The organism is Petrimonas mucosa, from assembly GCF_900095795.1.
GTDB classification, from domain to species: domain Bacteria; phylum Bacteroidota; class Bacteroidia; order Bacteroidales; family Dysgonomonadaceae; genus Petrimonas; species Petrimonas mucosa.
Map to the genome: position 1 here is coordinate 3,286,920 of NZ_LT608328.1, position 14,649 is coordinate 3,301,568.

General features: G+C 49.7%; 8 protein-coding genes. All 8 read left to right on the plus strand.

All coding sequences use genetic code 11. From position 1 onward, the window contains the following. The 8 genes from uvrA (at position 1) to ING2E5A_RS13140 (ending at position 14,624) form a co-directional block, all read left to right on the plus strand. Complete coding sequence (uvrA, locus tag ING2E5A_RS13105) at positions 1-2,832, plus strand: excinuclease ABC subunit UvrA (protein ID WP_092032078.1); 2,832 nt, start codon at positions 1-3, stop codon at positions 2,830-2,832. A 152-nt stretch (positions 2,833-2,984) separates the two neighbouring features. After that, complete coding sequence (gene tpx / locus ING2E5A_RS13110; RefSeq protein WP_071137794.1) at positions 2,985-3,485, plus strand: thiol peroxidase; 501 nt, start codon at positions 2,985-2,987, stop codon at positions 3,483-3,485. A 223-nt stretch (positions 3,486-3,708) separates the two neighbouring features. After that, positions 3,709-6,219 carry an FtsK/SpoIIIE family DNA translocase gene (locus ING2E5A_RS13115; RefSeq protein ID WP_071137795.1) on the plus strand — a complete coding sequence of 837 codons (2,511 nt, stop codon included), beginning with the start codon at positions 3,709-3,711 and terminating at the stop codon, positions 6,217-6,219. Positions 6,220-6,288: 69 nt separating this feature from the next. Next, positions 6,289-6,933, plus strand: coding sequence for a LolA-like putative outer membrane lipoprotein chaperone (locus tag ING2E5A_RS13120; RefSeq protein WP_071137796.1), 645 nt, complete (start codon positions 6,289-6,291; stop codon positions 6,931-6,933). A 128-nt stretch (positions 6,934-7,061) separates the two neighbouring features. Further along, positions 7,062-8,003: a thioredoxin-disulfide reductase gene (gene trxB, locus ING2E5A_RS13125; RefSeq protein WP_071137797.1), complete on the plus strand. Its 942-nt coding sequence runs from the start codon at positions 7,062-7,064 to the stop codon at positions 8,001-8,003. A 294-nt stretch (positions 8,004-8,297) separates the two neighbouring features. Continuing rightward, positions 8,298-11,438 carry a SusC/RagA family TonB-linked outer membrane protein gene (locus ING2E5A_RS13130; RefSeq protein ID WP_083373347.1) on the plus strand — a complete coding sequence of 1,047 codons (3,141 nt, stop codon included), beginning with the start codon at positions 8,298-8,300 and terminating at the stop codon, positions 11,436-11,438. Positions 11,439-11,459: 21 nt separating this feature from the next. Further along, the gene (locus ING2E5A_RS13135) at positions 11,460-13,376 is read left to right on the plus strand and encodes a SusD/RagB family nutrient-binding outer membrane lipoprotein (RefSeq protein ID WP_071137799.1); all 1,917 of its coding nucleotides are present in this window, start codon (positions 11,460-11,462) and stop codon (positions 13,374-13,376) included. A gap of 249 nt (positions 13,377-13,625) precedes the next feature. Next, positions 13,626-14,624, plus strand: a complete 999-nt coding sequence (locus tag ING2E5A_RS13140) for a malate dehydrogenase (RefSeq protein ID WP_071137800.1) — start codon at positions 13,626-13,628, stop codon at positions 14,622-14,624. Positions 14,625-14,649 lie beyond the last annotated feature (25 nt).

Below are 14,649 nucleotides of genomic sequence, written 5' to 3' on the forward strand. Positions count from 1 at the left end.
ATGACTCCTGAAACAGAACAGATTGAAGTGTACGGTGCTCGCGTGCACAACCTCAAGAATATCGACGTAACCATCCCGCGCGATTCGCTCACGGTGATAACCGGATTGAGTGGAAGCGGCAAATCCTCCCTAGCCTTCGACACCATCTTTGCCGAAGGACAGCGGCGTTATATCGAAACTTTTTCCGCCTATGCCCGCGGATTCTTGAGCAAAATGGAGCGTCCGGACGTCGACAAGATCACCGGGCTGAGCCCCGTCATCTCCATCGAACAGAAGACTACCAACCGGAATCCGCGCTCAACGGTGGGCACTACCACCGAAATCTACGATTTTCTGCGTCTGCTATTTGCCCGTGCCGGGGAGGCCTACTCCTACATCACGGGCGAGAAGATGGTGAAATACAACGAGGAACAGATACTGGAACTGATCCTGACCCGGTATCTCGGCAAAAAGATATATATTCTCGCTCCGGTTGTCCGGAACAGGAAAGGGCACTACAAGGAGCTGTTCGAGCAGATCCGGAAGAAAGGATTCATCACTGTCCGTGTAGACGGGGAGCTCCGGGAGATCCTGCCCGGAATGAAACTCGACAGGTACAAGAACCACAGCATCGAGGTACTGGTGGATAAACTGATCGTATCCAACAAGTTTGAAGACAAGCTCAAGTCGAGCGTCAGGACTGCGATGAAGCAGGGATCCGGATTGATCCTCATCCAGGATGCCGATTCGGGAGAGGTGCGCCACTACAGTCGCGAACTGATGTGTCCTACCACCGGACTCTCCTACCACGAACCTGCTCCCCACAACTTCTCGTTCAATTCACCGCTGGGAGCCTGTCCCAGGTGCAAAGGAATCGGAACCGTCGACTCGATCGATATCGAAAAGATCATTCCCGATCCCTCCATCAGCATAGCCAAAGGCGGGATCGTACCCCTGGGAAAGGAGAAGAGCAACCTCTTCTTCTGGCAGGTTGCCGCCATTTGCGAGAAGTATGGAGTAACATTACAGACGCCCATCCGGGATATACCGGAGGAAGCGATCAACGAGATCATCTACGGTACCGACGAACGGCTGAAAATCAAAAACGAGTCGCTGGGAAATTCCAACTACATGGTAAGCTACGAAGGAATTGCCAAGTATATCGACATGCAACAGGACGACGATGCGTCGGCTTCGGCTCAGAAATGGGCAGGGCAGTTCATCTCCACGTCGGTCTGTCCCGAGTGTAACGGACAACGGCTCAACAAGGAAGCACTCCACTTCAAAATAAATGGCAAGAACATTGCCGAACTGTCACAGATGGATATCCAGCAGCTTTACGACTGGATTCTTTCCGTGGGTGACCATATCTCGGAAAAACAACGGCTCATCGCCGAGGAGATCAATAAAGAGATCCTCTCGCGCCTCCGTTTTCTTCTCGATGTCGGCCTGGGATATCTCTCCCTCTCGCGTGCATCGGCCACGCTCTCCGGCGGTGAGAGCCAGCGTATCCGGCTGGCCACACAGATCGGCTCGCAACTGGTAAACGTATTGTATATCCTGGATGAGCCCAGTATTGGCCTGCATCAACGGGATAACCACCGGCTGATCGACTCGTTGAAAAAACTGCGCGACTCGGGCAATTCGGTGGTGGTGGTGGAGCACGACAAGGATATGATGCTTGCCTCTGACTATGTGGTAGACATGGGTCCGTTTGCCGGACAACGGGGCGGCGAAGTGGTGTTCGAGGGCACACCCGAGGAGATGCTCAGAAAGAACACCCTCACCTCCAACTACCTGAATGGAAAGATTGCGATAACGATTCCCCAAGTGCGGCGCAAGGGCAGTGGCAAAAAGTTGGTGCTGGAGGGTGCAACAGGCAATAACCTGAAAGGGGTTACCGTAGCTTTTCCGCTGGGCACCCTTATCTGCGTCACGGGCGTATCGGGAAGCGGAAAATCGACGCTGATCAACGAAACACTGCAACCGATCCTGAGCCAGAAGTTCTACCGCTCACTCAAGGATCCGATGCCCTACAGAAAGATAACCGGCATTGAGCATGTCGACAAGGTGGTGAGTGTAGACCAGTCGCCCATCGGCAGGAGTCCCCGTTCCAATCCGGCCACCTATACCGGTGTCTTTAGCGATATCCGCAACCTCTTTGCCGGCATGCCGGAGGCCAAGATCCGCGGCTACAAGCCGGGACGCTTCTCCTTTAACGTCAGGGGGGGACGCTGCGAAACTTGTGGCGGCAACGGATACAAGACACTGGAGATGAATTTTCTCCCCGACGTGATGGTCCCCTGTGAAGAGTGTCACGGGAAAAGGTACAACCGCGAAACCCTGGAAGTGCGGTTCAAGGGAAAATCGATCGCCGACGTGCTCAACATGTCGATCAACGAAGCGGTCGACTTCTTCGAGAATGTCCCCGCCATCTTGCATAAGATCAAGGTATTGCAGGAGGTCGGCCTGGGTTATATCAAACTGGGGCAATCCTCCACCACCCTCTCGGGCGGTGAGAGTCAACGGGTAAAGCTGGCCTCCGAGCTGGCCCGGATCGATACCGGCAATACCGTTTATGTACTCGATGAACCCACCACCGGGCTCCATTTCGAAGATATCCGGATCCTGCTGGGGGTACTCAACAAACTGGTAGATAAGGGCAATACGGTGATCGTGATCGAGCACAACCTCGATATCATCAAATGTGCCGACTACATCATCGACCTCGGACCCGAAGGTGGAGAGAAGGGGGGCAACGTGCTTGCCACGGGAACTCCCGAAGAGATCGTCAAAAACAGGGAGAGCCACACGGCAAGATACCTGAAGGAAGAACTCGACATCAGCCGGTAAAAGGGATGCATAAGCTTGTGAAGCTAAAATAAAAAGTTAAAAATCCCCTTTAACTGAACTTTTCACTTCAACCCTTGTTATAGTCCTGAAGAACAAAATTTAAGGCACGTAACCGGCACAGGGTTGCGTGATCCTGATCAATAAAATAGAACATGGCAAAAATCACATTTAAAGGCAATCCGGTAAATACCGGAGGTAATCTACCCGCTGTGGGTACAGAAGCACCAGATTTCGTGCTGGTAAAATCGGATCTTTCGGAAGTGACATTATCCGGGTTGAAAGGCAAGCATGTCGTCCTGAACATCTTCCCAAGCATCGACACAGGTGTCTGTGCGGCCTCTGTACGCAGATTCAACAAGGAAGCCAGCGCTTTAAACAATACAACCGTTCTCTGCATATCGGCAGACCTGCCGTTTGCCGCCGGCCGCTTCTGCGGTGCGGAGGGTCTGGAGAACGTGATTACACTTTCCACTTTCCGTGACAGCTCATTTGCCGACCAGTATGGCGTACTGATGACTGACGGACCGCTTCGCGGACTATTGGCCCGCGCAGTTGTGGTTGTAAACCCGGAAGGGAAGGTCGTATATACCGAACTGGTCCCTGAGATTGCACAGGAGCCGGATTATAATTCTGCAATCAACTCGATAGTGTAGTTTGTTTCATGAAGATTGTGTTAACAAGGGAAGTCTGCGAAGTGATTCGCGGACTTTCGCATTTTTTACATCAACATTCCCTGCCGTGGGGAGGGATGAAAATTATAAAATTCACAACCCTTTATATCTAAGTTTCTTTTTATTACTTTTGTAAGAAATTTACCGATACAAATTCCGTCTCTTCATCGGGTCGATATCGGTGTGACCGATGGAAATTTTAGCTATGGCAAAATCTACAAAACGAAAAAGAAAAAGAACAACAACATCCTCTGGAAGCAAGAGAATCCGTGCCATTATCGCCTTTTTGAAGAACGAAAGGGTCCATTTCATCACAGGTATTCTGGTTGCCTTTCTGGGAATATTCACGCTACTCTCGATCATCTCCTTCTTTTTTACCGGAGCGGCCGATCAAAGCAAGGTGCTCAACAGATCCTTCCTGGAACTGATACAGGACAAGCAGCTAGAGGTGGAGAACTGGGCCAGCACCGGTGGTGCCTTTCTATCAGAGATCCTGGTAAACAGATGGTTTGGCATATTCTCGATACTTATTCCCTTTTTTGTCATCTACTTGGGACTGAGAATGATGAAAGTCTCATCATTCAGTTTTATCAAAGCCCTGCTCATTACCGCCTTCGGAATGATCTGCGGCTCGATTACCAGTGCCTTTATCCTCGGACATCTTTTCCCCAGAAGCCACATCAACTGGGGGGGAGCGCACGGAAGCCAGATCGAACAGTTGCTCGAAAACAGCATTGGAGTGCCCGGAATGATTCTATTGGTCCTGCTCTTCATCCTTATCGTCGTGATTCTTTTCCGGCAAAGCTCGATGCACAGGATCCAGGAGACCTTGATCAACAGCAAGCCCTCATTCAACGGAAGCAAGGGAGGTGATATTCCGGTTAAACCCTCTTATGCAGAGGAAGAGGAGAGAGAGGAGGAGAGAGAGGAAGAGGCGACTAAACCGGCATGGAGAAAGATCTTCCCAGCCAGTCGAAAAGTGAAGCAGGAGGAGCCCACCCTATCCGGCCTGGAGCCTCCCGTGCAATCCCCTTCGTTGAAACCGGTGGAGGCGCACGACAATTTCGAGGTCTTCGTTCCAAAAGACGAACTCCATGTGGCCGAAGAGAAGCCCGTGGAGAAAGTGGAAAAAACCATGCCCTCCGTTTCAAATGCAGCATTGGATGGCGATGCGGGCGGCGAACCGGGTGAAGATGTGGAGATATTGGAAGATTACGACCCGAAGAAAGATCTCTCCTCGTTTGAATTCCCCACCATGGAGCTGCTAAAGGTCTACAATACCGGCAACCGGCAAGTAGACATGCGGGAACAGAACGAAAACAAGGACAAGATCATCCGTACCCTGCGCAACTACGGAATCGAGATCACCTCGATAAAAGCGACGGTCGGCCCCACGATCACACTCTATGAAATCGTACCGCAGGCCGGGGTGAGAATATCAAGAATCCGCAATCTGGAAGACGATATCGCCTTAAGCCTTTCGGCATTGGGAATCCGCATCATTGCTCCGATGCCCGGCAAGGGGACAATCGGCATAGAGGTTCCCAACAAGGATCCGCAGATCGTATCGATGCAGTCGGTCATCGCCTCGACCAAGTTTCAGGAGTGCGACTACGAACTGCCTGTAGCCCTCGGGAAGACCATCACCAACGAGGTGTTCATCTTCGACCTCACCAAGATGCCCCACCTGCTGGTTGCCGGAGCAACCGGACAGGGCAAATCGGTAGGATTGAACGCAATCATCACCTCGCTGCTCTACAAAAAACATCCGGCCGAGATGAAGATGGTGCTGATCGACCCCAAAATGGTGGAGTTCAACATCTATTCCACCATCGAGAAGCATTACCTGGCAAAGCTTCCCGATGAAGAGAAGGCGATCATCACCGATGTAACCAAGGTTACCCAGACATTAAACTCGCTCACCAAGGAGATGGACGACCGCTACGAGTTGCTGATGCGAGCCCATGTCCGCACCATCAAGGAGTACAACGAGAAGTTCATCAAGCGTCGTCTCAACCCGAAAAACGGACACAGGTACCTTCCCTATATCGTGGTGGTGATCGACGAGTTCGGCGACCTCATCATGACTGCCGGCAAGGAGATCGAGATGCCCATTGCACGCATCGCACAAAAGGCGCGCGCCGTGGGCATGCATATGGTGATTGCTACGCAACGTCCCACCACCAACATCATCACCGGAACCATCAAGGCAAACTTCCCGGCCAGGATGGCTTTCCGCGTCACCTCACAGATCGACTCAAGGACAATTCTCGATGCCACCGGTGCCAACCAGCTGATCGGAAGGGGCGACATGCTCTTCTCGCAGGGAAGTAACCTGATCCGGATCCAGTGCGCCTTTGTCGACACTCCCGAGATCGAGGATATCTCCCAGTACATCGGCAAACAGCGCGGATATGAATCAGCGTTCGCCTTGCCGGAGGTTACCTCGGCCGAAGGTGAAGAGAAACCGGGCACCGTGGACCTGAACGATCGCGATCCGCTGTTCGATGAGGCGGCACGTCTTATCGTGATCCATCAGCAGGGATCCACCTCGCTGATTCAACGGAAATTCTCCATCGGCTACAACCGGGCTGGAAGGCTTATGGACCAACTGGAGTCGGCCGGCATCGTGGGGCCCACACAAGGGAGCAAACCTCGCGACGTATATATTTCTGACGAATATTCGCTGGAAAAACTGCTCGATTCCCTGAGGTGAAGCACCGAATAAACCCGCAACTCTTTTTGGAGTCTAACCCGTCAAACAAACCGGTTAAAAGAAAACTGCATGAAAAAGATCATACTCACTTTCACCGCACTGCTGGCCCTCGCTCTCTTACAGGCCCAGACTGCTGCTGATGCGCGGACCGTTCTCGACAAGGCGTACAGTGCCTACGAAAACTCCAAGGGCATCAACATTCTCTTCACCATCACCACAACCGGGCAGGACGGAACAAAATATCCGCCCCAGAAGGGGAGTGCACAGGTGAAAGGTAACAAGTTCAAGATCGAGACCTCCACCATCAACACCTGGTTCGACGGAAAGACACAGTGGGTACTGATGAAAGAGATGAACGAAGTGAACATCAGCTATCCCTCAAACGAAGAGCTGGCCACCATAAGTCCGCTGGCGTTGCTGAGCATGTACAAGACCGGCTTTACCCTCAACCCGCCGGTCTCGAAAACGGTAAACGGAAAGAGTGCCTTGGTGATCGAGATGGTACCAACCGGGAACAAGAGTGATTTCAAGAAGATTTCGGTGGCGATCGACGCAAGAGACAGCTCCGTGGTGCAGGTCGATATCACCCTGAAAGACGGGATGAGGAACAGGATCGATGTCAACAGTTACAATACCAACTTCAATTACAGTGATGCCGAGTTTCTCTTCAACATTGATCAACACAAGGGAGTTGAAATTGTAGACCTGAGATAAGGGAAGAGGGGGTACAGGCATATGTTCCATTTACCTCAAATAGAAATTTACTATATCGATTTCATGTATAGTGGAATAGTCGTACCTTTGATTCATAAATAAATAAACACCACATTATAATATAGGTTATGAGAAAAAAAGTAAGATGCCTGATTATCGGATCCGGTCCTGCAGGGTACACCGCTGCAATCTATGCCTCGCGTGCCAACCTCGAACCCGTTCTGTTTGAAGGGTTGCAGCCGGGTGGACAGCTGACGACCACCACCGAAGTGGAAAATTTTCCCGGATATCCCGAGGGGGTTACCGGTCCCGAACTGATGGAAGACCTGAAAAAGCAGGCTCAACGCTACGGAACCGAGATCTATCCTGGAAGAGCCACCGCTGTCGATTTTTCTGTTCGTCCCCTGAAAGTAACGATCGACAACGAGCATCTGATCGAAGCCGATACGGTGATCATCTCTACCGGAGCTACCGCAAAGTATCTGGGACTTCCCGACGAGACCAAATATGCGGGACAAGGGGTCTCGGCATGCGCAACCTGCGATGGGTTCTTCTACCGCAAGAAAACTGTTGCCGTGGTAGGTGGAGGAGATACTGCCTGCGAAGAGGCAACCTACCTGGCAGGTCTGGCCAGCAAGGTCTATATGATCGTACGCAAACCCTACCTGCGCGCCTCGCAGATTATGCAGGAACGGGTAATGAACAATCCGAAAATTGAGATCCTCTTCGAACACAATGCCGTTGGACTCTTCGGCGAGAATGGTGTAGAGGGCGTACATCTGGTAAAACGGATGGGACAACCCGACGAAGAGAGGTACGATCTCGCTATCGACGGTTTCTTCCTGGCCATCGGCCATACCCCCAATACCGAGATATTCAAGGATTATCTCGAACTCGATGAAACGGGATACATCAAAATAGCCAATCCTTCATCAAGGACCAACGTCGAAGGTGTTTTCGCCGCCGGTGACGTTGCCGATCCCCATTATCGCCAGGCCATTACAGCTGCAGGCATGGGATGTCGCGCCGCCATCGATGCCGAAAGGTATCTGTCGGAAAAAGGATTGTAATTCAGCCTATCCTGAAAGAACCACCTCTCCAGTATTTAAATTTTTTAATTTCAATGGGAGTATTTTAAATAGTTGTTTGGAAACAAGCAACTATTTTTTTATATATTTTTATTGATAATATAATAGAAAAGCATATCTTTGCAGGCATTTTGAAACATCCAAGTTTCATTTTTAACACTTAATATTAAATTTTACGCAATTAAGTAATGTTAAACGAACATAAAGGCAGTTTGGATGTTTCAAATGTAAATTATTTTTTAAATAGTTTATTAAATCAATTTAAAATTAGAGGGAATGAAAAGTAAGAATCTTTTTTCAATGAAGGGCTTTTTTATACTCTTATTGAGTTTATGCGCCTTTTCTATTTCTGCTCAGACTACCGTGACCGTGAGCGGTACGGTGACTGACGACACGGGACTCGAAGTGATCGGAGCCACAGTCATTGTGGTGGGCAACGCCACTCACGGTACTGTAACAGATTTTGAAGGAAAATACACGCTGAGCAATGTTCCTGCCAACGGATCGTTGCAGATCAGTTATGTGGGAATGGTTACTCAAGTCATACCGGTCAATGGCCGCACAACCATCGATGTAGTACTCGCCGCCGACACCGAAATGCTCGACGAGGTGGTAGTTACCGCACTGGGTATCAAGAGAGACAAGAAAGCGCTCGGTTATGCCATCCAGGAAGTAAAAGGGGATGAGATCATCGCTGCCCGTGAAGTCAACGTAGCAAATGCACTTTCCGGAAAAGTATCCGGTTTGCAGGTCATCCGTTCCGGTAACGGCCCCGGTGGTTCTTCGAAAATTGTAATCCGAGGTAATAATTCGGTAACAAATCTCAATCAGCCCTTGATCGTGGTCGACGGTGTCCCGATGGACAACTTCACCGGTGCAAAAAATAACGACTACTGGAATCCAAGTGCCGACATGGGAAATGGATTATCCGACATCAACCCCGAGGATATCGAAAGCATGTCAGTCTTGAAGGGTGCTTCTGCTGCTGCCCTCTATGGTTCACGCGCAGGTAACGGGGTAATCCTTATTACCACAAAAGCCGGTCGCAAGAATGACGGATTGGGCATAACTGTCTCCTCATCAATTTCTGCCGAGACAATCTTCATGAATCCGGAACTGCAAAGCACGTACGGACAGGGAACAAATGGAGCTTACGACCCATTATCCTCAAGCAGCTGGGGACCTCAAATTACCGGTCAGGAATATACAAAATGGAACGGCCAGAGTGCCAATATGAAGGCGTACGACAACCTGAACGCCTACTTCGACAAGCCGGGCATCAACCTTACAGACAACATTGCATTTTCTCAACAGTACAACAATGTTTCCGTATACACCTCGCTGGGCCGTACAGACGATTGGAGCAAGATACCCGGTGCCGACCTGAGCAGGACAAACTTGACAACGCGCGCCACCACGAAATTTGGTGCCGACGACAGGTGGAGTACCGATGCAAAAGTACAGTACATCAAGACAAACGCTCAAAACCGTCCTGTTGGAGGAAGAAACTCATCCAACCCCTTCTTTACCATGTATGCCTTCCCCCGTTCGCTGGATATCCGCGATTTCAGCAATCCGGTGGATGATGCCGGCAAAATGGTCTGGTATCAAAGAACCAGTCCGCAGATTAACCCCTACTGGTTAAGCAAGTACAGACTCAGCAACGATGTCAGGGAGCGTTTCCTGATGTCTGGTTCACTCAAATATCAGTTTACCGACTGGTTGTCCGGTGAAATCAGAGGTGGAACGGACACATACTTCACCGAATACGACAACAAGACGTATGGTGGCAGTCCCCTGACCGAAACCGGACGTTATAGCTTTGGCCAGGATAAGTTCTTCGAGAACAACTTTACCACACTGTTTACAGCCCAGAAGGACAATCTCTTTGGAAACTGGGGATTGGGCGGTTCATTGGGAGGAAACCTGATGCACCGGAAGAAAACCGGCATTAGCGGTGGTCCCGATGAACTTCTGGTTCGTGATCTTTTCACATTTGGAAATGCAAAGAACAATATCAATGCCGAGAGGGAATACAGCGAGAAGAAAATCAACTCGCTCTTCGGAACAGTACAGTTGAACTATGGAGGTTATTTCTTCATCGACGGCACCTTCCGTAACGACTGGTCATCGACCCTGCACCCCGATAACCGCTCGTTCTTCTATCCGTCGATCAGCTCATCGCTTGTGATCAGCGATATGGTCAACAGCCAAGGCAATGGAATGCCAGACTGGTTTACATACGCAAAAGTTCGTGCTTCGTTTGCACAAGTGGGTAACGACCTCGATCCCTATCAGCTTTACAACACCTACTCGATTGGGAAAGACCCTGAAAACAATGCAACTGCAGGTACCAACAACACGCTCTATGATCCCAGCGTAAAGAGCGAATTGATCTCCTCTTGGGAAGCCGGGACCGAACTTCGTTTCTTCAACAACCGGTTAGCTCTTGACTTTGCCTGGTACAAATCAAACGCACTCCGTCAGTTATTGAACCTGCCTATGGACCCGCTGAGCGGATACAGCTCACGCAAGATCAATGCCGGAAATATCCAGAATCAGGGTATCGAGTTGATGATCAATGCACGCCCTGTTGAAACCAAAGATTTTGCATGGAACATCCAGGCCAACATCTCAACAAACAAGAATACCATCGTAGAGTTGACCGACGATGTTAAACTCTACTCCTTGGGAGGTTATGACAACCTGCAGGTATATGCAACCGCTGGAGGTAACTACGGCGAAATCTACGGTTCCAAGTTCAGACGTGTAACCGACAAGGAGAGCCCCTATTACGGTAAACTGATTGTTGACAGCAATGGTCTTCCCAATGGTACTGCCGAAAAGGAGAAAGTTGGAGATCAGCAGGCAGACATGCTGGTTGGTGTAACAAACACGCTGCAGTACAAAGGATTCTCATTCAGCTTCCTGATTGACTCCCGCATTGGCGGTGAAATCTTCTCGGGAACCAATTTCTACTTGCAAAGTGCCGGTACGGCAGCCATAACCGCTCCGGGTGGAAAACGCGATGAGTTTGTCGTTGACGGTGTTTATCTCGATGCCAACAATCAATATCAGGTAAATACAATCAAAGTGACACAGCAGGAGTATTGGAACAGGGTTACAGGCGATACGGGCAACCTGGGTATCACGGAAGCAAATATCTACAATGCGACCAATATCCGTGTACGAAACGTGCAGCTGAATTACGACTTTGCCCGCGCTACTTTGAAGAATACTCCGTTTACACGCTTAAGAATGGGGGTTTCCGTAAATAACGCATTGATGCTCAAGAGTCACCTGAACGGTGTGGATCCCGAATCGGTATTCGCTATTGGAACAAATGCTGTAGGATTTGAGAACACCGCTCCGCCTACCTCACGCACTTACCTGTTTAACGTTACTTTCGGTTTCTAATAATTTAACAAAAGATTAAAAATGAAAAAGAACAATATATTATTGGCATTTCTGGCAGTTATCCTGTTTTTTGGAGCCTGTTCCGACTTCGAAGAGATAAATAAAGACCCAAATGCTGCCAACGAGGATGATATCAAGGTGCAATATATAATCAACAAGGCCATAACCGATGCGCAACAAGATCCGCATATCGCAGAACGTGCTTTTGTATTATATTGGAGACGTGCCGGAAGACAGGACCGTTCGAGCGGTATCAATCTTGGGACATACAACAACGACTGGAGTTCTGACTACTACAGCTACGTTTCGGGCTGGATGAAATCTGCAACGCAAGCAGTAGATCTGGCGGATAAACAGCTTGAGAAAGATAACTTTGCCGTGGAATACGATCGTCAAATGACCAAAAACCTCAAAGAGGTGGCCAGAATCTGGCGAGTTTATCTGATGAGCGAGTTTGCCGACAATTTTGGGCCGCTTCCCATCGAGGCATTCAAAGGGAAAAACCCCGAGTTCGCCAGCGTCAAGGATGTATATTACTTCATGCTCGACGAACTGAAGGATGCAACTCAGAACATTGATCCCTCGCTACAGGTTCAGGATATCGACAAGAAATTCGACCGTGCATATCAGTTCGACTTTACGAAATGGACCAAGTATGCCAACTCGATGCGTATGCGCCTTGCCATGCGTCTATCTGAGGTTGATCCCGAAAAGGCAAAATCAGAGTTTGAGGATGCCGCCAAGGGCTCTCTGATTTTAACTGAAAACGACATGTTTGCAGTTCAGGAACGCGACGGCTGGGATCCATTGGCCGGTGTCATGTCCCGACCATGGAATGCGTTACTGATGAGCAACACCCTGAACAATCTCATGATCAATCTGGGTGGTGTCAAGTCGGAAGATATGCTGGACGCTTCCTACGCTGCCCATATCAAACCGGAAGGATATATGGGTATCCGACTCCAGAACCAGTTCTCCACATACACCAACGATCCTTCAATCGGCTTCTTCTTCGATGGACTTCACAATACCATCGACCCCAGAGCCTATAAGCTCTATGCCATCCCGGGTGATTTCAGCAGCCCCGATGCGGCATTTACATCCGAAGACGACCTGGGATCGCTTGAAGTCTCCGTCTTTGCCGACAAGGAGCAGACCCAGGAGATTGGCAAATTCAACATGGCCTTCACCTGGAACACGATGCCCGGAGGCAGCTGGGGCGACAAGAGTGCAATGAACCAGATGATCTCATCCCTCTACAATCCGATACTGGTGAAGAAATACAGGAACCATTCACAGAAACGTGTCTTCTTTGCCGCATGGGAGACCTACTTCCTGTTGGCAGAAGCATCACTGAGGGGATGGAGTACTCCAATTGCGGCAAAACAGGCATACGAAAATGGTATCAAGGCCAGTCTGGAATATCATGGCGTTGGAGAGTACTTTGACACCTATATCGCATCAACAGACTACAACCGTGTTGGAACATCGGTTAATTGGGACCATACGGCCGAACCTCCTACAACCGTCGAGGTAGACATAATCGATGGCTATACCAAACAGCCTGCAAAGTATGCATACAAGTTCCCCACGGCAAGCCAGACATCCTACCAGAAGGCACTGAACGATCAGCTTACAAAGGTGATCACCCAGAAGTTCATTGCTCAAAATCCGTGGTTGCCGCTCGAGACATGGAGCGACTATCGCCGCCTGGGACTTCCGTTCTTTGAAAATATGGTTGTGGAGAATCCGTTGACAGACCTGCCGGCCTTGACAAGAGCCAATGCCAGCACAACCCAGCAACCCAATTTCTTCCCGCAACGGTTGAAATATCCTGCTTCGCTTGAGAACAGCAACCCTGATGGATATCGACAGGCTGTCGAACTGCTTGGCGGAAGCGATGCAGTGTTGACTCCGCTTTGGTGGGCAAAACATTGATAAGATCAGCATCTCGTCAAAAGAGGCAGTTACATAAATAATTGAAGAGGGTGACCCACATTTGTGAATCACCCTCTTTCCATTCAGGTACGCGACTGAAACGAGATCGAGGTATCCTATCTACTCATTGAGGATTTCGAAATGGGCCCCGATCCGTTTAACGTTTATTTATTTATTTTTTTCTTTAATCTCGTGATAAAGTAGTAATTTTGAATCCCGAAAGAGTATCAACTTTTAAATATATTGATTATGAGCTTTTTAACAAATGAAAAATTGACCATCGTTGGCGCTGCCGGCATGATTGGTTCTAACATGGCGCAAACTGCGGCAATGATGCGTTTAACCCCGAACATCTGCCTGTACGACCCCTTTGCACTGGGCCTCGAAGGTGTTTACGAAGAGATGCGTCACTGTGGGTTTGAAGGTGTGGATTTCACATTCACTACCGATATCCGTGAAGCATTTACCGGTGCAAAGTATATGATTTCATCCGGCGGTGCTCCACGTAAAGAGGGCATGACCCGTGAAGATTTGTTGAAAGGCAATGCGGAGATTGCAGCACAACTGGGTAAAGATATCAAGACATACTGTCCCGATCTGAAACACCTCACCATCATTTTCAATCCTGCCGACATTACCGGGCTGGTAGCACTTATCCACTCAGGGTTGAAACCGGGTTGCGTAACCACGCTGGCCGGCCTCGACAGCACCCGTCTCCAGAGCGAACTGGCAAAACACTTTGGCGTAAAGCAGAGCCAGGTTACCAACACCCGCACCTATGGAGGACACGGCGAACAGATGGCAGTATTTGCCTCCACGGCAAAAGTTGACGGAAAACCGTTAACCGACCTTATCGGCACACCCGCGCTCACCAACGAAGATTGGGATGCCTTGAAACAGCGGGTTACCAAAGGTGGAGCCAATATCATCAAACTGCGTGGCCGCTCGTCGTTCCAAAGCCCCTCTTATGTATCGGTTGAAATGATCCGTGCAGCCATGGGTGGAGCTTCGTTCAACTGGCCTTCGGGTTGCTACGTGAACACACCCGAATTCCCGAACATCATGATGGCGATGGAAACCGACATCACCACAGAGGGTGTAGTCATCAAGGAGACCAAGGGAACTGAAAGCGAAATGGCAGCCTTGAAAGAGAGCTATCAGCACCTGGCAAAATTGCGCGACGAGGTAATCGCCATGGGAATCATCCCGCCGGTAGATCAATGGAAATCGGTCAATCCGAATCTCTAAATAGAAGACCTCAAAAAAAATTCCG

Bases quoted from the DNA above. Each gene is read 5' to 3' on its own strand.
- ING2E5A_RS13140 (WP_071137800.1), top strand. From the start codon at position 13,626: ATGAGCTTTTTAACAAATGAAAAATTGACCATCGTTGGCGCTGCCGGC.
- tpx (WP_071137794.1), top strand. From the start codon at position 2,985: ATGGCAAAAATCACATTTAAAGGCAATCCGGTAAATACCGGAGGTAAT.
- ING2E5A_RS13120 (WP_071137796.1), top strand. From the start codon at position 6,289: ATGAAAAAGATCATACTCACTTTCACCGCACTGCTGGCCCTCGCTCTC.
- ING2E5A_RS13135 (WP_071137799.1), top strand. From the start codon at position 11,460: ATGAAAAAGAACAATATATTATTGGCATTTCTGGCAGTTATCCTGTTT.
- uvrA (WP_092032078.1), top strand. From the start codon at position 1: ATGACTCCTGAAACAGAACAGATTGAAGTGTACGGTGCTCGCGTGCAC.
- ING2E5A_RS13130 (WP_083373347.1), top strand. From the start codon at position 8,298: ATGAAAAGTAAGAATCTTTTTTCAATGAAGGGCTTTTTTATACTCTTA.
- trxB (WP_071137797.1), top strand. From the start codon at position 7,062: ATGAGAAAAAAAGTAAGATGCCTGATTATCGGATCCGGTCCTGCAGGG.
- ING2E5A_RS13115 (WP_071137795.1), top strand. From the start codon at position 3,709: ATGGCAAAATCTACAAAACGAAAAAGAAAAAGAACAACAACATCCTCT.